At 70.2% G+C, this 17,803-nt stretch carries 18 protein-coding genes and 2 pseudogenes; 10 read left to right on the forward strand and 10 right to left on the reverse strand.

Annotated features, from left to right (window positions below; all coding sequences use genetic code 11):
* The first annotated feature begins 69 nt into the window (after window positions 1-69).
* Together QF037_RS11265 and QF037_RS11270 are read left to right on the forward strand one after the other, a co-directional pair.
* The gene (locus QF037_RS11265; protein WP_307024167.1) at window positions 70-702 is read left to right on the forward strand and encodes a hypothetical protein; all 633 of its coding nucleotides are present in this window, start codon (window positions 70-72) and stop codon (window positions 700-702) included.
* Between the two features lie 123 nt (window positions 703-825).
* Window positions 826-969: pseudogene (locus QF037_RS11270) on the forward strand (ABC transporter permease); the annotation flags it as partial.
* A 7-nt stretch (window positions 970-976) separates the two neighbouring features.
* On the opposite strand, the gene QF037_RS11275 reads toward QF037_RS11270, so the two are convergent.
* A complete protein-coding gene (locus tag QF037_RS11275) occupies window positions 977-1,378 on the reverse strand; it encodes a winged helix-turn-helix transcriptional regulator (RefSeq protein ID WP_266886340.1) in 402 nt (133 codons plus the stop codon).
* Between the two features lie 91 nt (window positions 1,379-1,469).
* On the opposite strand from QF037_RS11275, the gene QF037_RS11280 reads away from it, so the two are divergent.
* A complete protein-coding gene (locus tag QF037_RS11280; RefSeq protein ID WP_307024180.1) occupies window positions 1,470-2,912 on the forward strand; it encodes an MFS transporter in 1,443 nt (480 codons plus the stop codon).
* A 119-nt stretch (window positions 2,913-3,031) separates the two neighbouring features.
* Here QF037_RS11280 and QF037_RS11285 read toward each other — a convergent pair whose 3' ends face one another.
* Entirely contained in the window at window positions 3,032-3,886 is an 855-nt protein-coding gene (locus tag QF037_RS11285; RefSeq protein ID WP_307024182.1) for an NAD(P)H-binding protein, read from the reverse strand.
* Between the two features lie 94 nt (window positions 3,887-3,980).
* Here QF037_RS11285 and QF037_RS11290 point away from each other — a divergent pair, with 94 nt between their 5' ends.
* Complete coding sequence (locus tag QF037_RS11290) at window positions 3,981-4,772, forward strand: AraC family transcriptional regulator (RefSeq protein ID WP_307024184.1); 792 nt, start codon at window positions 3,981-3,983, stop codon at window positions 4,770-4,772.
* A 2-nt stretch (window positions 4,773-4,774) separates the two neighbouring features.
* Window positions 4,775-4,912 (forward strand): annotated as a pseudogene (locus QF037_RS11295) (chitosanase); the annotation flags it as partial.
* On the opposite strand, the gene QF037_RS11300 reads toward QF037_RS11295, so the two are convergent.
* The 7 genes from QF037_RS11300 to QF037_RS11330 form a co-directional block, all read right to left on the reverse strand.
* Window positions 4,909-6,276: a nucleobase:cation symporter-2 family protein gene (locus QF037_RS11300; protein WP_307024186.1), complete on the reverse strand. Its 1,368-nt coding sequence runs from the start codon at window positions 6,274-6,276 to the stop codon at window positions 4,909-4,911. The pseudogene QF037_RS11295 and the gene QF037_RS11300 overlap by 4 nt on opposite strands.
* A gap of 273 nt (window positions 6,277-6,549) precedes the next feature.
* Window positions 6,550-7,926: an 8-oxoguanine deaminase gene (locus QF037_RS11305; protein WP_307024187.1), complete on the reverse strand. Its 1,377-nt coding sequence runs from the start codon at window positions 7,924-7,926 to the stop codon at window positions 6,550-6,552.
* A 100-nt stretch (window positions 7,927-8,026) separates the two neighbouring features.
* Window positions 8,027-8,974, reverse strand: coding sequence for a factor-independent urate hydroxylase (pucL, locus tag QF037_RS11310; RefSeq protein ID WP_307024188.1), 948 nt, complete (start codon window positions 8,972-8,974; stop codon window positions 8,027-8,029).
* 4 nt (window positions 8,975-8,978) lie between these two features.
* Window positions 8,979-9,383, reverse strand: a complete 405-nt coding sequence (gene uraH, locus QF037_RS11315) for a hydroxyisourate hydrolase (protein WP_307024191.1) — start codon at window positions 9,381-9,383, stop codon at window positions 8,979-8,981.
* Window positions 9,384-9,389: 6 nt separating this feature from the next.
* Window positions 9,390-9,899 (reverse strand): 2-oxo-4-hydroxy-4-carboxy-5-ureidoimidazoline decarboxylase, encoded by a 510-nt coding sequence (uraD, locus tag QF037_RS11320; protein WP_307024193.1) that lies wholly within the window; start codon window positions 9,897-9,899, stop codon window positions 9,390-9,392.
* Window positions 9,900-10,020: 121 nt separating this feature from the next.
* Window positions 10,021-10,389 (reverse strand): helix-turn-helix domain-containing protein, encoded by a 369-nt coding sequence (locus tag QF037_RS11325; RefSeq protein WP_307024194.1) that lies wholly within the window; start codon window positions 10,387-10,389, stop codon window positions 10,021-10,023.
* Window positions 10,386-10,637 carry a hypothetical protein gene (locus tag QF037_RS11330; RefSeq protein WP_307024196.1) on the reverse strand — a complete coding sequence of 84 codons (252 nt, stop codon included), beginning with the start codon at window positions 10,635-10,637 and terminating at the stop codon, window positions 10,386-10,388. Before QF037_RS11330 ends, QF037_RS11325 begins: the two co-directional genes overlap by 4 nt.
* 138 nt (window positions 10,638-10,775) lie before the next feature.
* Here QF037_RS11330 and QF037_RS11335 point away from each other — a divergent pair, with 138 nt between their 5' ends.
* The 4 genes from QF037_RS11335 to QF037_RS11350 all read left to right on the forward strand — a co-directional run bounded on the left by QF037_RS11335 (window position 10,776) and on the right by QF037_RS11350 (window position 14,729).
* On the forward strand, window positions 10,776-11,615 hold the full coding sequence (locus tag QF037_RS11335; RefSeq protein ID WP_307024198.1) for a TIM barrel protein: 840 nt from the start codon (window positions 10,776-10,778) through the stop codon (window positions 11,613-11,615).
* Between the two features lie 47 nt (window positions 11,616-11,662).
* Window positions 11,663-12,553: a 2-hydroxy-3-oxopropionate reductase gene (locus QF037_RS11340; RefSeq protein WP_307024200.1), complete on the forward strand. Its 891-nt coding sequence runs from the start codon at window positions 11,663-11,665 to the stop codon at window positions 12,551-12,553.
* Window positions 12,554-12,713: 160 nt separating this feature from the next.
* Window positions 12,714-14,204, forward strand: coding sequence for a catalase (locus QF037_RS11345; RefSeq protein ID WP_307024202.1), 1,491 nt, complete (start codon window positions 12,714-12,716; stop codon window positions 14,202-14,204).
* Window positions 14,205-14,492: 288 nt separating this feature from the next.
* Entirely contained in the window at window positions 14,493-14,729 is a 237-nt protein-coding gene (locus tag QF037_RS11350; protein ID WP_307024204.1) for a hypothetical protein, read from the forward strand.
* Window positions 14,730-15,110: 381 nt separating this feature from the next.
* Here QF037_RS11350 and gcl read toward each other — a convergent pair whose 3' ends face one another.
* Window positions 15,111-16,889, reverse strand: a complete 1,779-nt coding sequence (gene gcl / locus QF037_RS11355; protein ID WP_307024205.1) for a glyoxylate carboligase — start codon at window positions 16,887-16,889, stop codon at window positions 15,111-15,113.
* A gap of 166 nt (window positions 16,890-17,055) precedes the next feature.
* On the opposite strand from gcl, the gene QF037_RS11360 reads away from it, so the two are divergent.
* Complete coding sequence (locus tag QF037_RS11360) at window positions 17,056-17,736, forward strand: hypothetical protein (RefSeq protein WP_307024207.1); 681 nt, start codon at window positions 17,056-17,058, stop codon at window positions 17,734-17,736.
* The last annotated feature ends 67 nt before the right edge of the window (window positions 17,737-17,803 follow it).

Genomic DNA, 17,803 nt, shown 5'->3' on the forward strand with positions numbered 1-17,803 from the left:
CTTCGAGTGGGTTGATCGCCGCACGGCGACCGCCTTTTCTACCGGCCTGCCGACGGGGAGGAGCACGCCGTGACACGACCGCCGACCGCCGCACAGCGGCGTGTCATCGACAGCGCCGATCCCGTCACCGGACGGCTCAGGGGTACCGAGGCGCAGCTCGCGGCCCTGGTGAAGCACGGGCTCGCGTTCCGGCACCCCCGGCCGCCGCACGACCACTTCCTGACACCGGCCGGACACCGGATCCGGGAAGCCGAACCGGCGGCGCCCCCACCCGAGACCGAGGCGCCCTCGGCCGCCGGGGTGTTCGCCGCGCGCATCGGCGGCGAGGAGGATCCGCCGGCCGCCGGTGCCGCACGGGTGCGCGAGGTGCACAGCGCCTGGCAGGGGCTGTTGGAGCTGCGCCGGATGACGAACCCGGACGGGGCCACGAACCGGCCCTGCGGCTGGGAGCGCACGCATCTGGTGCAGGCCGCCGCGCTCGCCCTGGAGGCGGCCGGGCACCGTCCGGCGACCGGAGAAGGCGCCGAGGGATACCGGGTGCGGGTGACGCCGCAGCCCGAGGCCGTCGCCGTGCGCGAGCCGGACGCAGCCGCGCTCAGGGCCTGCGCGGCCACCCTGGAGGGGGCGGGCTGGCAGGTCGGCGAGTACACCGAGCCGCGGACCAGAGCCCGGTACCTGCTGGCCTCCCCGCGCCGGGTGTAGGGCACCGCCAGGAGCGGCGGCCGGTCCCGGACCCGTGGGGGTGCTTCAGGGAACCGGCGTCCGCTCCGGGTCCGTTCGGGCTCCGGGCGGCACGATCACCGCGCTCTCCGGCTCCTCCCCCGCTACCAGGGGTGGCCCACGGCCGTACCGCCATCGGCCCTGGCGGGCGGGGTCGCGGCCACCCTCCTGATCGGCGGCCTGGCGGGCCTGCACCCGGCGATCCGGGCGGCACGGCTGTCGCCGACGGAGGCACTGGCCACACCGTAGGGAAGGCCTAGGCGTCGACCAGCTCCGGCTGGTGCTCGGTGTCGTAGGCGGCCCTCGACTCGGCGATGTAGACCCTGTTGCGCTCGGCCCAGTCGGTCAGGCGTTGCAGGGTCTCGTGCAACTCCCGTGCCGCCGTGGTGAGTTCGTACTCGACCTTGGGCGGGACCGTCGGATACACGGTACGGGTCACGAGTCCGTCGCGCTCCAGGTTGCGCAGCGTCAGGGTCAGCATGCGGCGGCTGATGCCCTCGATGCTGCGCTCCAACTCGGTGAAACGGATGGGTCCGTGGGCGGCGGCCACCAGGATCTGGACGCTCCATTTGCCGGAGACCCTGTCAAGAACTTCGCGGACGGGGCAGGCGTGCGCGTTCACTGCCTGGACGGTAACACCGGTGTTCCTCTGGGACATCGGACTGCCTCCTTACGGCCGGCCTCCATGGTCACCCACGATGAACCCCGTTACAAGTCGTGCACCAAGGAAGACCGGAGGCAACGCCGCCATGACGGCCATCATCGAGTCCCGTAGCCGGACACCGCACCGAACACAGCGAACGTACTCCCGCTGGGCCTCCCTTGTCGTCCTGTGCGCGGGGACGCTGATGACGGTCCTGGACGGCAACATCGTCACGGTCGCCATGCCGGCCATCCAGAGCGACCTCGGCTTCTCGGCCTCGGGCCTGGCGTGGGTCGTCAACGCCTATCTCATCGCCTTCGGCGGGCTGTTGCTGCTCGCCGGTCGGCTCGGCGATCTCGTGGGCCGCAAGCGGATGTTCACCGCGGGGCTCGCCGTGTTCACCGCGGCGTCCGTGCTGTGCGGGGTGGCGACCGGCCAGGGTGTGCTGATCGCGGCCCGTGCCCTGCAGGGCGTGGGCGGGGCGATGACCTCGGCCGTGGTCCTCGGCATGCTGGTCGCCCTGTTCCCCGACCCGCGCGAACAGGCCCGTGCCATCGCGGTGTTCAGCGCCGTCGGCGCCGGGGGCGCTTCCCTCGGCACGTTCCTGGGCGGGGCGCTGACCGAGGTCCTGAACTGGCACTGGATCTTCCTCATCAACCTCCCCATCGGCATCGTCGCCCTGCTGGCGGCGTCCCGTGTCCTGGCCCCGGACAGCGGGGAGGGACTCGGCAGGGGCGCCGACTATCCCGGCGCGACGCTGGTCACGGGCGCCCTGATGCTCACGGTCTACGTCATCGTCGGCGCCGGTGACCGCGATCTGACCGTCACGCTCCTGCTGGCCGCTCTCGCCGTCGCGCTCTTCGTGGCGTTCACCGTCCGCCAGGCGCGGACCGCCCGTCCGCTGCTGCGGCTGCGGCTGTTCCGCTCCCGGGTGCTGAGCGGTGCGAACGCCGTGCAGATCCTGATGATCGCCACCATGTACGGCTTCCAGTTCATCGCCGCGCTCTATCTCCAACGCGTCCTGGGCTATGGCGAGTTGGCCACCGGCACGGCGTTCCTGCCGGCGCCGGTAGTGATCGGGGCGCTGATGCTCGGCCTGTCGGCGCGGACCATCGGGCGGTTCGGCGCGTACCGGGTGCTGCTCGCCGGGCTCGTCCTCATCGTCGCCGGCATGGCCCTGCTGAGCCGGGCACCCGTCGACGGCCGTTACGTCACCGACGTACTCCCGTCGCTGCTCCTGCTCGGCGCCGGGTTCGCCGCGGCGATGCCCGCGCTGACCGGGCTGGCCATGTCGGGGGCGCGGGAGGAGGACGCGGGGCTGGCGTCCGGACTGTTCAACACCACGCAGGTGGTGGGTGGTTCGCTGGGGCTGGCGGTGCTGTCGGTACTGGCGGCGAGCCGGACGGAGGGGCTGGTCGACGGCGGTGCGGGGCGCCTCGCGGCGATGGCCGAGGGGTATCAGCTGGCCTTCGGGGTGGGGACCGGGATCGCGGTGGTGGCGTTGGGGCTGGCGGCGGGAATACTGCGCACTCCGTCGCAGGAGCGGTGACATATCCGCAGGCCGGGTAAGGGCTGGGCGCGCCCAGGCGGCGGTGGCCGCGCATGAATACAGCCCCGCGCCCCTGGCGAAGCGGCGGCGGGCCAAGTGCCCGCCGCCGCTTCGCCCTGTCACCGTGCGGCGAACGCCTGCCGGTGGTCCTCGGCCCACTCCCGGTACGTACGGGCCGACCGCCCCAGCACCTCCGGCACATCGTCCGTGACGACCGCGTTGCCTCCCCCGCGCACGAAGGCCGTACCCGCCAGGATGCCCGCGGACTGCGCCTCGTCGAAGCCCCACGCGGTGAGCAGGTGGTCGCGGGTCTCCTCCGGCGAGAGATCCCGGGTCGCGACCGGCCGGCCGAGGACCGAGGCGAGTACCGCGGCCTGCTCGGGGACGCTGATCGCCTCGGGGCCGGTCAGGGTGTACGTCCGCCCCGCGTGCCCGCCGTCGACGAGGACCCGGGCCGCGACCTCGGACACGTCTCGCGGATCGATCACCCCGGACAGTCCGTCACCGGTCATGTTCGGCACCGGCTCGCCCTGCCCGACGGCCTGCGCCCAGCTCAGCGTGTTGGAGGCGAAGGACGAGGGGCGCAGGATCGTCCACTCGGCGCCGCTGTCCCGCACCGCCTGCTCCCCGGGCACATGCCACTCGCCGGACGGACCGACCTCGGGATCGCCCGTCCCGATCGCGGAGAGCTTCACCAGCCGGTGGACGCCCGCCGCGGCCGCGGCCGCCACCAGCGCCTGGTCGTGCCGCGAGCCCGGACCGGGGGCGCCCAGCAGGAGCGCGGCCGTCACCCCCGCCGTCGCACCCTCCAGGGAGCCGGGGTCGAGGTAGTCCCCGCGCACCACCTCCACCCCCGGCGGCACCTGGGCCTTCGCCGGGTCGCGGGTCAGGGCGCGGACCTTCTCGCCGCGCGCCGCGAGCTGTCGTACGAGTTCACTGCCGATGGTGCCCGTGGCACCGGTAACGAGGATCATGTCCCCACCGTGCGCCGGACAGGCGCCCCGGCTCTTGGAAATTCCGGCACGGTTCGCCCGCCCTCCGCGCCGTTCGCTCGTCTACGGTGAAGAGGTGACGAACTCCCGCGCCGAGCAAGCCCTTGAGCTGCCCGAGGCCCTGCGTCCCTGGATCACCGGGATCAGCACCGTGGCCGCCGTCGGCCCGCCCGAGGAGTCGTTCGTCCATCTCCCGGACGTCGGCACGAAGATCGTCGTACGCGTGGGAGTGACCGGGCACCGTGACGTCATCGCCGCCGGTCCTCGGGTCCGGGCCTCGTACCACGACGGCAAGGCCCTGGCCTCCTGCGTGGAGATGCGCCTCGCACCCGGAACGGCCCGTCCCCTGCTGGGTGTTCCGGCGGTCGCCCTGGTGGGGAAGGTCGTTCCGCTGGACGAACTGCCGGGCAGCACCGCACGCGAACTCGGCCGTGACCTGCGATGGCTGGCCCCCGAGGAGACGGCGGCGCATCTGGCCGACGTGCTGCCGGAGCGGCTCACCAGGACGTCCGACCGCGCCGAGCTGGTGCGGGCCGGGGTCGACGCGATGTCGGTGCGGATCGGCCGCACCCCCGGCCAGGTCAGCCAGGTGGCCCGCGAACTGGCCGTCAGCGAACGCCAGTTGCGCAACCTCTTCGCGGAGGGGGTGGGCCTGTCCCCCAAGCACTACGCCCGCATCAACCGCGTGCACGCGGTCCTCACCCACGCCACGACAGCTCCCTGGGCCGAACTCGCCACCGCCACGGGCTACTACGACCAGTCGCACATGACGTCCGACTTCCGCGCCCTGATGGGCGTCCCGCCCCGCTCGTACTTCACCGGCCGGCTCCCCGCGGCCACCCCGTGCCAGGCAAACCCGCGCCCCTGAATGCGGAGCGAGAGAAGGCCGCCCGCAGCGCTGTGAGCCGGGTCGAGACCGCCCGACGGGTCTTTCTCCAGAAGGGCGATCTCGACCTGGACACACCGCTCAAGTGGAACGTGTACGGGGACAGTTGCGCGATCGGCTAGTGCGCCGCCGCGATCTCCTCACCGGCTTCCATCGGGTGTGTGACGTCCTGCGCGTCGCGCTGCCTGCCGAGGTGGTTGAAGACCAGGTTGAGCACCACCGCGGCCACACAGCCCGTCGAGATCCCCGAGTCGAGCACGATCTTCGCCGTCTCGGGGAACGCGTGGTAGAACTCCGGCGCCGTGATCGGGATGATCCCGACAGCCAGTGAGACGGCCACGATCAGGACGTTGTTGTCCTTGTCCAGACCGGCCCGGACCAGGGTCTGGATGCCGCTCGCCGCGACCGAGCCGAACAGCACCACGCCCGCGCCGCCGAGCACCGGACGCGGTACGACGGCGATGAGCGAGGCGGCCATCGGGCACAGGCCCATCAGCACCAGGAAGGCGCCGCCGGTGGCGACGACGTACCGGCTGCGGATCCTCGTCATCGCGACCAGGCCGATGTTCTGGGCGAAGGCGCTGCACATGAAGCCGTTGAAGAGCGGGCTGATCGCCGAGCCGAGGGTGTCGGCGCGCAGGCCCGCCGCGATGGTCTTCTCGTCGGCGGGCCGGTCGACGATCTCGCCCAACGCCAGCATGTCGGCGGTCGATTCGGTCATCGAGACCACCATCACCACGATCATCGACACGATCGCGGCGACCTGGAACTGCGGGGCGCCGAAGTGGAACGGCGTCGGGAAGCCGACCACGTCCGCGTCCGCGACCGGGCCGAAATCGGTGACTGCGAAGGGGATCGCGACCAGGGTGCCGATCACCAGGCCGAGCAGTACGGCGATCTGCTTGACGAAGCCACGGGTGAAGCGGCGCAGAAGGAGCACGATCACCAGCGTCGCGCCCGCCAGGCCCAGATAGGTCGTCGAACCGTAGTCGTCGGCGGCGGGGTCGGGCCCTTGCGCCCAGCCGAAGGCGACCGGCAGCAGGGAGACCCCGATGAGGGTGATCACGGTGCCGGTGACGACCGGCGGGAAGAACCGGACCGCCTTGCTGAAGAAGGGGGCCGCTATGAAGCCCAGCACACCGGCGACGATGACCGCGCCGAAGATGATCGGCAGGGCATCGGACTTGTCGTCGGTGGACGCGACGATCGCGGTCATCGGGGCGACGCCGGCGAAGGTGACGCCGTTGACGAAGGGCAGCCGGGCGCCGATCTTCCAGATCCCGAGGGTCTGGAGGAACGTGGCGAGGCCCGCGGTGAACAGACAGGCGCCGGTCAGGAAGGTGAGTTCGGTGCCGGACAGGCCGATGGCCGCGCCGACGATCAGGGGCGGGGCGACGACTCCCGCGTACATCGCTGCCACGTGTTGGAGGCCTGTGGTGGCCATTTTGAGTGCGGGGAGCTTTTCGTCGACGGGGTGAGCGGTCACTGCGGTTCCTCCGGGTCAGCTAACACGTCGGCTCTGACGTGGGTTTCTGGGAGGTGGTGCGCGGGCATGGGGGCACCTCCCGCTCGAGCGAAGCCGAGAGTGGGGGAGGGACCGGAGGACGGGGGCGTGCGAGAGGTGCGGAGACCGTTCCGGGGCGCGCGCGTGTGGCGCACGCCCCGGACACGGCCGCCATGAACCCCGCTCGGGTTCACGGCTGCCGGCCAGGAGCCGTCCCTCCCGGCCGGAGTCAAGTGCCGTACTTCAGTACGGTGTTCAGTGACCGGCGATCTTCGCCAGGCGCTGCGCCTGCTCCCGCGTGGAGCGCGCGATCGCGTCCTCGTCGACGTGCAGCAGACGGTTGTTCTCGACGATCTGGCGGCCGTTGACGAAGGAGGCCGTGACCGGGGCGGCCGCACCGAAGACCAGTGCGGTGACCGGGTCGGCGATGGAGGCGTGGGCGAGGGTGTCCAGCTTCCACAGCACCAGGTCGGCGAGCTTGCCCGGCTCCAGGGAGCCGGTCTGGCTCGCACGGCCCAGGACCTGGGCGCCGCCGAACGTGCCCAGGCGCAGGGCCTGTCGGGCGTTCAGGGCGGCCTCGCGGTGGGCTCCGAGGCGGTTGATGAGCAGCGCGTTGCGCAGTTCGGTGTGCAGTTCGCCCGACTCGTTGGAGGCGGTGCCGTCGACACCGAGGCCGACCGGGACGCCGGCCTTCAGCATGTCCGGGACGCGGGCGATACCGGCGGCCAGCCGGGCGTTCGACGAGGGGCAGTGGGCCACTCCCGTCTTCGTCCGGGCGAACGCGGCGATGTCGGAGTCGTTCATGTGGACGCAGTGCGCCATCCACACGTCCTCGCCGAGCCAGCCGGTGGACTCGAAGTAGTCGGTGGGACCCATGCCGAACAGTTCCTTGCAGAACTGCTCCTCCTCGACGGTCTCCGAACCGTGGGTGTGCAGGCGCACCCCGAGACGGCGGGCCAACTCGGCACCCTCACGCAGGAGTTCCGTGGAGACGGAGAACGGCGAGCAGGGGGCCACGGCCACCTGGGTCATCGCGTCGAAGGAGGAGTCGTGGTGCTCCTTCACGGTCGCCTCGGTCGCGGCGAGGGCACCGTCGAGGGTCTCGACGGCGAAGTCCGGGGGCAGGCCGCCGTCCTTCTCGCTGCGGTCCATGGAGCCGCGGGCAAGGGTGAAGCGGACGCCCATCTCGCGCGCCACGCCGATGATCGCGCCGGACAGGTCGCCGGAGTTCTCCGGGAAGACGTAGTGGTGGTCCATGGCGGTGGTGACGCCGCCGCGGGCCATCATCGCGAGGGAGCCCTGGGCAGCGGCCCGGACCATCGGCTCGTCGATGCGCGCCCAGGTCGGGTACAGCGCGACGAGCCAGTTGAAGAGGTTGTGGTCGGTGGCCAGGCCCCGGGTGATCCACTGGTAGAAGTGATGGTGGGTGTTGACCAGACCGGGGGTCACCAGGTGGCCGGTGGCGTCGATCCTGCGTACGACGTTCTCCAGGCCCTCGGGTGCCTTGCCCGCGCCGAGCGCCTCGATGCGGTTGCCGGCGATGACGACGTGACCGCTCGCGTATTCCGTGTCGTCGGCGTCGACGGTCGCGATCGAACAGTTCTCGATGACGATGCGCTGGGCTGCTGCCATGGTTCGTCCTTTGCGCTGTGTGGAGTGGGCACGGCAGGACCCCGGGATTTGAGTGCCGCGGCCCGCCCAGGCGGGCCGCGGGTGCCGCAGATGGAGTTGATCAGAGGTTGGTGAGGTCCACCGGGATCCTCGGCTCGCAGCCGTCCCGCAGGATGGTCGCCTCGATCAGGCCGTAGGGCCGGTCGGCGGCGAAGTACACCTCGTTGTCGTTCTTGAGCCCGAACGGCTCCAGGTCCACCAGGAAGTGATGCTTGTTCGGGAGCGAGAAGCGCACCTCGTCGATCTCGCTGCGGTTGTTGATGATCCGCGAACCCATTTGGTAGAGGGTCTGCTGGAGCGAGAGCGAGTAGGTCTCGGCGAAGGCCTGGAGCATGTGCTTCCGCACCTGCTCGTAGGACTTCTCCCAGTGGGGCATCCGCTGCTCGTCGTCGGTCCAGTTGAAGCGCCAGCGGGCGGAGACCTGGGTGGCCAGGATGCGGTCGTACGCCTCGGGCAGTGTCGTGTACTTGTCCTTGACGTAGCCCCAGAACTCGGAGTTGGTCGAGTTCATCACCACGAGGTCCTTGAGGCCGGAGACGACCTCCCACTTCTCACCGTCGTAGGTGATCTGCGTGACCCGGGTCTCCTGGCCCTTGCGGACGAAGGAGTGCTTGACCTCGTCCGCGCCGATGAACTGCGAGTTGGCGTCGGAGGCGGCGATCCGCTCCCACGCGTACTCCTCGATGCGGATCCGCGCGACCTTGATCGGTTCCTGTGAGGTCACGAAGTGCCGTGCCAGGTGGATGCCGAACTGCTCGGCGGACTCGATGCCGTGCTCCTTGGCGAACGCGTACACCGTGTTCTTGGTGGTGTCGGTCGGCAGGACGTTGGCGTTCGAGCCGGAGTAGTGGACCTCGTCCATGTCGCCGGAGAGCGCGACCGAGACGTTGAGGTCCTTGATGTGGTGGGTGGCGCCGTCCCGCGTGATCTTCACGACTCGGTTCTCGGCCTTGCCGTACTGGTTCTGTCCCAGGATCACAGGGCGGGCAGGGCGGGAATTGAGTGTCATTTAGCTAGCTCCCTCGGTAAACGGAGTAGCCGAACGGGTTGAGCAGCAGCGGTACGTGGTAGTGCTCCCCGGGCTCGACGGCGAAGGTGATCGCCACCTCGGGGAAGAACACGGCACCGCTGTCCCGACTCGCGGGGGCGTCCTGCTGCGCATCGGCTTGCTTCTTTTCGAAGTACGCCTCGACGGCGAAGTCGAGCCGTACGTGGGTGGTCCCCTCCGGCAGGGCCGGGAGGTCCTTGCACCGCCCGTCCGCGTCGGTCGCCGAACCGCCGAGCGGCTGCCACCGGGCGTCCCGGCCCGGGCGGGCGGAGAGCTGGATGGCGACACCCTGCGCGGGGCGGCCGATGCTGGTGTCCAGGATGTGCGTGGACACTGAATTTCTCGGCGAGGCCGCGGTGCTGGTGCTCATGCTGCGTCAGTCCTCTTCGACGAGTCGGGCGAGCCGGATACGGTTGATCTTGCCCAGCTCGGTGCGGACGATCTCCCGCTCCTGCTCCGGCGAGTTCCCGATCCGTTCCTTGACCGCGTCGCGCATCTGCTCGCCGGTCCTGCCGGTGGCGCAGATGAGGAAGACATGGCCGAATCTGTCCTGGTAGGCCAGGTTCAGTTCCAGCATCTCCGCCTTGAGGTCCTCGGAGGCGCCGGCCATGCCGCGCTGCTCCCGCGCCGAGGTCGGGTCGCCCTCCTTGGGGCGGCCGATGGGCGGGTGCCCGGCCATCGCCTCCTCCAGGTCCGCCGTGGTCAGCTCGGCCATGGCGGCGTCGCTGGCGGCGTAGAGGGTGTCGACGGTGGGATACGGGCGGGCGGCGAGCAGCCGCCGCGCCCATGCCGTGGAGGCGCACGCCTCGTGGAGAGCGGCGAACGCCGCGTGCTCCTCGAGAGCGTTGAACCGGGTAAGGCCCGGCGGCGTGGAAGTCGAAGTCACGGGAGCCTCCGTGGCCGCGAACGGCCTTCGTACTGAACGGGCTCCCGTTAGCTAACGCCCTCCGCAACACCACGTCAACACTTTGTTGAAAATTCCGGGTTACGAAGCCCGCGGGTGCGGTTCAGACGCCTTTGTCACGATTGAGGTAGTTGTACACCGTGAAGCGGCTCACCCCGAGCGCGCTGGCCACGGTCTCCACGCCATGCCGTACGGAGAAGGCGCCACGCGCCTCGAGTATCCGTACGACCTCCTGCTTGGCCTTGCGGTCCAGGTCGGCCAGCGGCTTGCCCTGCTTGCGCTCCATGGCGGCGAGGATGTGATCGAGGGAGTCCGCGAGCTGCGGCAGGCGTACGGCGACCACGTCGGAGCCTCCCCAGCTGAGCACGACGTCGTCGGGGCCGGCCTCGTCCGGCGGGACCATCTCCCCGCCCATGGCGTCGACCAGCGGCTTCACCGCCGCGATGAAGGGCTCGTCGCCCGTGCCGGTCACTTCTCGCCCTCCCCGATCACATTGACCTGGAGCGAGACCCGGGTGGCACCGGCCGCCAGGGACTTGCGCAGCAGCGCGTCGACAGCGGCGAGCACGGCGTCGGCCCCGCCTTCCGCCGTGTTGCCGAACGGGCCGACGTCCACCGCGTCCAGCTCGGCCGCCTCGACCACCTCGCGGGCCACCAGCGCGTGCGCGGGTGCCTCGTCCAGGTCGAACGGCTCGGTCGTGAACTCCACTCTCAATCGCACGCGCACAACCTAACGCGCGGCACCTACTTCCGCCGACCCCTCTTGACAAGCAGCGACACCCAACGGCAATCTTCCATTAAGCAGAAACAAACTTCCGCAATACGGAATCACTCGACACGGAAGGGAGCGCAGGCCCACATGGGATTTGCAGAGCAGCGCTTCAACGTCAACCTGTCGATCCTCTTCACGGAACTCCCGCTCCTGGAGCGCCCCGCGGCCGCCGCCGCGGCGGGCTTCACCGCGGTCGAGCTGTGGTGGCCCTGGATCGACTCCCCCACTCCCGAGCAGTCCGAGCTCGACGCCCTGAGGAAGGCGATCGAGGACGCGGGCGTCCGGCTCACGGGACTGAACTTCTACGCCGGGCGGCTGCCGGGCCCGGACCGCGGCGCCCTGTCGCTGCCGGGCGAGGAGTCGGAGAGGTTCCGCGCCAACATCGACGTGGCCGCGGACTTCGCCGAGTCCCTGGGCTGCAAGGCCCTCAACGCCCTGTACGGCAACCGCGCCGAGGGCGTGGACCCGGCCGAGCAGGACGCGCTCGCGCTGGAGAACCTGGTCCTCGCGGCGCGGGCGGCCGACCGGATCGGCGCGATCCTGCTGATCGAGGCGCTGAACAAGCCCGAGTCGCCGCTGTACCCGCTGGTGTCGGCGCCGGCCGCGGCCGGGATCGTCGCCAAGGTCAACGAGGCGACAGGGCTGGACAACGCGCGCTTCCTCATGGACCTCTACCACCTGTCCATGAACGGCGAGGACCTGCCGTCGGTGATCGAGCGGTTCGCCTCGATCACCGGCCATGTGCAGATCGCCGACAACCCCGGACGCGGCGCGCCGGGCACGGGGACGCTGCCGCTGGAGGAGCTGCTCGACCAGCTGCGGAAGGCCGGCTACGAGGGCTATGTCGGCCTGGAGTACAAGCCGGGCGACCGCCCGAGCACCGAGGCCTTCGACTGGCTGCCCGCCGAGGCCCGCGCGGCCCGCTGAGGGCCACCCCACCCACGTAGAGAAGTACGCAGAGAGGCACCCCCGTCATGAGCACTCTTCCCAAGATCGCCTGGATCGGCCTCGGCATCATGGGCTCCCCCATGTCCGAGAACCTCGTCAAGGCGGGCTACGACGTCACCGGCTTCACCCTGGAGCAGGACAAGCTGGACCGCCTTGCCGCCGCCGGCGGCAAGGCCGCCGGTTCGATCGCCGAGGCCGTCAAGGACGCCGACGTGGTCATCACGATGGTGCCGGCCTCCCCGCAGGTCGAGGCCATCGCCTACGGCCCCGACGGCATCCTCGAGAACGCCCGGCCGGGCGCCCTGGTGATCGACATGTCCTCGATCACCCCGCAGACCTCGGTCGACCTGGCGAAGGCGGCGAAGGACAAGGGCATCCGCGTCCTGGACGCCCCGGTGTCCGGCGGCGAGGCCGGCGCGATCGAGGCCGTGCTGTCCATCATGGTCGGCGGCGAGCAGGCCGACTTCGACATCGCGAAGCCGATCCTCGAAGCCCTCGGCAAGACCATCGTGCTGTGCGGTCCGCACGGCTCGGGCCAGACCGTGAAGGCCGCCAACCAGCTGATCGTCGCCGTGAACATCCAGGCGTGCGCCGAGGCCGTGGTCTTCCTGGAGAAGTCCGGCGTGGACCTGAAGGCCGCCCTGGACGTCCTGAACGGCGGACTCGCGGGTTCGACCGTGCTGACCCGCAAGAAGGACAACTTCCTCAGCCGCGACTTCAAGCCGGGCTTCCGGATCGACCTGCACCACAAGGACATGGGCATCGTCACCGACGCCGCCCGCAACGTCGGTGCGGCCCTGCCCGTCGGTGCGGTCGTCGCCCAGCTGGTCGCCTCGCTGCGCGCGCAGGGCGACGGCGCACTGGACCACTCCGCACTGCTCCGGGCCGTGGAGCGCCTCTCCGGCGCCCAGGTCTGACCCACGACCCCGGGCGGCGCCGCCGCTGACACCTGTCCTGTCGCGCCCAAGCGGCGGCGCCGCCCGGAATCAACTTCAACAAAGCGTTGACGTCCAGATCGCCCCAAACCTAGGCTCCACAAAGCGGAAGTTCCTTTCCGAAGCGTACGGAAGGTCCTTGATGTCGCAGCGCGTGCTCACGACAGAGTCCGGCGCCCCGGTCGCCGACAACCAGAACTCCGCCTCCGCCGGCGCCGGCGGTCCGCTCCTCCTCCAGGACCAGCACCTGCTGGAGAAGCTCGCCCGCTTCAACCGTGAGCGCATCCCGGTGGGGGCACCTCCCACGCCCTTAAGGCAGTGGGGGAGCGTGGTGCACGCCCGCGGCTCCGGCGCGTACGGCTACTTCGAGGTGACGGACGACGTCACCGGCTTCACGTACGCCGACTTCCTGAGCTCCGTCGGCAAGCGCACCGAGGTCCTCCTGCGCTTCTCGACCGTGGCCGACTCGCTCGGCGGCGCGGACGCGGTGCGCGACCCGCGCGGCTTCGCGCTCAAGTTCTACACCGAGGAGGGCAATTACGACCTCGTCGGCAACAACACCCCGGTGTTCTTCATCAAGGACCCCGTCAAGTTCCCGGACTTCATCCACTCGCAGAAACGCGACCCGTTCACCGGCAAGCGGGAGCCGGACAACGTCTGGGACTTCTGGGCGCACTCCCCCGAGGCCACGCACCAGATCACCTGGCTGATGGGCGACCGCGGCATCCCGGCGTCGTACCGCCACATGAACGGTTACGGCTCGCACACCTACCAGTGGACGAACGCCGAGGGCGAGGCCTTCTTCGTCAAGTACCACTTCAAGACGAACCAGGGCGTCCGGTCGCTGTCGGCCGAGCAGGGGGCCGAGCTCGCGGGCAGGGACCCGGGCTCGCACCAGACGGACCTGCTCCAGGCCATCGAGCGGGGCGTGAACCCGTCCTGGACGCTGTACGTGCAGATCATGCCGGCGGCCGAGGCAGCGGACTACCGCTTCAACCCCTTCGACCTCACCAAGGTGTGGCCGCACAAGGACTACCCGCTGCAGCGCGTGGGCCGCCTGGTCCTCGACCGCAACCCGGACAACGTCTTCGCCGAGGTCGAGCAGGCCGCGTTCTCCCCGAACAACTTCGTGCCGGGCATCGGTCCTTCGCCGGACAAGATGCTCCAGGGCCGCCTGTTCGCCTACGCGGACGCGCAGCGCTACCGTCTGGGCGTCAACCACACCCTGCTCGCGGTGAACGCCCCCAAGGCGACGACGGCGCGGAACTACGGCCGTGACGGTCTCATGGCGTCCAACTCCCAGGGCCGCGCGGCGAAGAACTACGAGCCGAACTCGTACGACGGTCCGGCCGAGACCGGCCGCCCGCTGTCGGCCCCGCTGGCCCTCCACGGCTGGACGGGCACGCACGAGGCCCCGCAGCACACCAAGGACGACGACTTCTTCCAGGCCGGTGAGCTGTACCGACTGATGTCCGAGGACGAGAAGTCCCGGCCGGTCGCGAACATCGCCGGCGGCCTCTCGCAGGTCTCCCGCGACGACGCGATCGAGAAGAACCTGGCCCACTTCCACGCCGCCGACCCGGAGTACGGCAAGCGCGTGGAGGAGGCGGTCCGCGCCCTGCGCGAGAACTGAGCCTCCCCGGAGAAGAGCTCCCTGCTCGCGCCCGAACGCCGGGAGACCCGGATGAGGGGTGGTCCCCGGTACGGGGCACGGGCAGGGTGCGGACCGCGGCGGCGTGCGAGCCAGTGCGGTGGTGAAGGACCGGACCCCCTTCTCGACCTGAGGGAAGGGCGCCCCGGCTCCGTCGCTGCCGCCGCGGTCCCAGAAAAGACGAAGAGCGCCTGACACGGACGGTCCCGTGCGGGCGCTCTTCGCCGTCTCCGGGGTGCGCTCCCGGCGTCCGCGCAGGACGCTGGAGGCATGGCACATCCAGCGCACCATCCGCATGTCGTGGTGCATTCGCCGGCCCTGGACGGCTCCCGGCGGGTCACCGCGGACGACCACAACCTCGGCGTCGCCTCGCATCTCGACGACGTCGTGGAGCTGCTGCGCCTCGCCGATCTCGACCGGGTCGAGGTGGAGAACGAGGACATCGTGGAGTGGCAGGGCGGCGGTCCCGACGACTGGCCGGGGCTGTCCGAACACCACGACAGGTGAGCCCGCGTACGCACGGTGGCGTACGCGGGCTACGGATCCCTCAAATCAACCTGCCAACTGCTCTTCGACGAATCGACGGGCTTGCACAACGAGCGCCACTGGCTGTGACGTGGGGTTTGCATCCAGCTCCACCGCAGCGGAGCAGAGGCGATTGGCTGCGCCCCGCACCTACGCGGTCAAGCATCCCGTATGAAACCGGGTCCACCGGCAATGCCGGATCTGTGCCTTCGGAGACTCCCGCGTGGGAACATCAACATACCGCACCCCACGGGACGTTGACTCACTTTCCGGGACGAACGACTGGGTTCCGGGCACACCGAAGGGGCGGCCCATCCCCCGGATGGGCCGCCCCTCAGCAGAGCGGTGGAGCTGTGCGGCCGGTCAGGCCCTGATCGGGATGATCGCGGTGGGCGCGTGGCCCGGTTCGGTCGCGATCTCCTCGAACTCCTTCACCGCGCTGATGTCGGCGGTCGGGCTCATCGCGATGTTGGTCACGCGCTCCAGGATCGCCTCGACGACGACCGGCACCCGGTACCGCGCGGCCAGCTTCTTGGCCTCCTCGAAGGCCGGCAGGAGCTGGTCCGGCTCGGTGACGCGGATGGCCTTGCAGCCCAGCCCTTCGGCGACCTTGACGTGGTCGACGCCGTACACGCCCAGCTCGGGCGAGTTCTGGTTCTCGAACTCCAGGTTGACCTGGAAGTTGATGTCCAGCCCGATCTGCGCCTGCCGGATCAGCCCCAGGTAGGCGTTGTTCACCAGGACGTGGACGTAGGGGATGCGGTGCTGCGCGCCGACCGCCAGTTCCTCGATCATGAACTGGAAGTCGTAGTCACCGGAGAGCGCGACGACCTGGGCCTCCGGGTCCGCGGTGGCGACACCGAGGGCCGCGGGGATGGTCCAGCCGAGCGGTCCCGCCTGGCCGCAGTTGATCCAGTGGCGCGGCTTGTAGACGTGCAGCATCTGCGCGCCGGCGATCTGGGAGAGGCCGATGGTGGTGACGTAGCGGGTGTCGGGCCCGAACGCCTTGTTCATCTCCTCGTAGACGCGCTGCGGTTTCATCGGCACGTTGTCGAAGTGCGTACGGCGGTGCAGCGAGCCCTTGCGCTCCAGGTGCGAGGCGACCCACGCGGAGCGGTCCGGGAGCCTGCCGGCGGCCTTGAGTTCGCGCGCGACCTCGACGAAGAGTTCGAGGGCGGCCTTGGCGTCGGAGGCGATGCCGTAGTCCGGGGCGAAGATCTTGCCGATCTGGGTCGGCTCGATGTCGACGTGGACGAACGTGCGGCCCTCGCGGTACACGTCCAGCTTGTAGCCGGTGTGCCGGTTGGCCCAGCGGTTGCCGATGCCGAGGACGAAGTCCGACTCCAGGAACGTGGCGTTGCCGTAGCGGTGACCGGTCTGCTGGCCGACCATGCCGGCGTTCAGCTCGTGGTCGTCCGGGATGGTGCCCCAGCCCATCAGAGTGGGCACGACCGGGGTGTTGGTGAGCTCCGCGAACTCGACCAGCAGATCGGAGGCGTCGGCGTTGATGATGCCGCCGCCGGCGACGATCAGCGGACGCTCGGACTCCAGCAGGAAGGTCAGCGCCTTCTCGATCTGGGCGCGGCTCGCGGCCGGCTTGTAGACCGGGAGCGGTTCGTACGTCTCCGGGTCGAACTCGATCTCGGTCAGCTGGACGTCGATCGGCAGGTCGATGAGGACCGGCCCGGGACGCCCGGAGCGCATGAGGTGGAAGGCCTGCTGGAAGACGCCGGGAACCTGCGCGGCCTCCAGGACGGTGACGGCCATCTTGGTCACCGGCCCCGCGATCGAGGCGATGTCGACGGCCTGGAAGTCCTCTTTGTGGAGCAGGGCGGTCGGGGCCTGGCCGGTGATGCACAGGATCGGGATCGAGTCCCCGATCGCGGAGTACAGACCGGTGATCATGTCGGTGCCGGCCGGACCGGAGGTACCGATACAGACGCCGATGTTCCCCGGGTGCGTGCGTGTGTACCCCTCGGCCATGTGCGAGGCACCCTCGACATGGCGGGCGAGGGTGTGGTTGATCCCGCCGGAGGCCTTGAGCGCCGCGTAGAAGGGGTTGATCGCCGCGCCCGGCACGCCGAACGCGTTGCTGACGCCTTCGCGCTTGAGGATCTCGACTGCCGCACGGGCAGCGGTCATACGAGCCATTGAGTACTCCTGCTTCGGCTGTCGGACGTGTACTCCCGTCGCGCCCCGCCGCGAGTACTTCCGTAATGCGGAAAGTAATTTCTACTATCTGGAAGCAATGTAAGTGGGGAGCCGTAGGTCGTCAAGAGACGGACAAGCGGGGGCCTCCTGGAGGACGATGGGTTCCATGCCCGAGAGCGTGGTGGTGCGCTGCCCGGTCTGCCGGCGCGAGCACCTCTTCACGGCGCCGGAGTATCCGTGCGTGTGTGGCGCACCCGTGGTGCCGCCGCTGGATCCGCGTGCCCGGGCGACGGCCGTCTCGCACCGCTCCTGGGAGGACGACTGGGTCACCGTGCTCTGCGCCTCCTGCGGCCGCCGGGGCGAGTGGCCGCATCCCGAGCTGGGCTGCCCGTGCGGGACGGTGCTGCGGATCCCGGTCGCGGCGGGCGCCGCCGTCGAGCGGGCCGAGCCGGCCCCGCGGCGAGCCTTCCAGCCCGTGACGATCCGCACCGCGCGCGACGCGGTCACGGCCGCGGCCCTGTATCTGCGCTGGCTCGGCTACCGCGACATCCGCCGCGCTTACCAGCGCCCCCCGAACGGCATCGGCATCGCCGCCCGCGGCCTGCTCGCCCAGGTCGACCCGACAGTCCGCCCGGCCTCCCTCCGGGACGTGGAGTGCCTGTGGCTGACGGCCATGACGGAATCCGCGACCTGCGTCTACTTCTCCCTGTCCGGCTACGCCACCGAGGCCCGCGCGGTGGCCGACACCCTCGGCGTCCCCCTCTTCGTCCTCGACCTGACAGGCACCCCCCAGCCGGTGAACACGCTGGCGGACGACCTGGACTCAACGGGCGCGTAGGGGGCCGGGGCAGGCCAAGGCGGGAGGGATGGGCAGATCCGTCCCAGGGACGGAGGCCGTGACCTGC

Source organism: Streptomyces canus (assembly GCF_030815415.1).
GTDB classification, from domain to species: Bacteria; Actinomycetota; Actinomycetes; order Streptomycetales; family Streptomycetaceae; genus Streptomyces; species Streptomyces canus_F.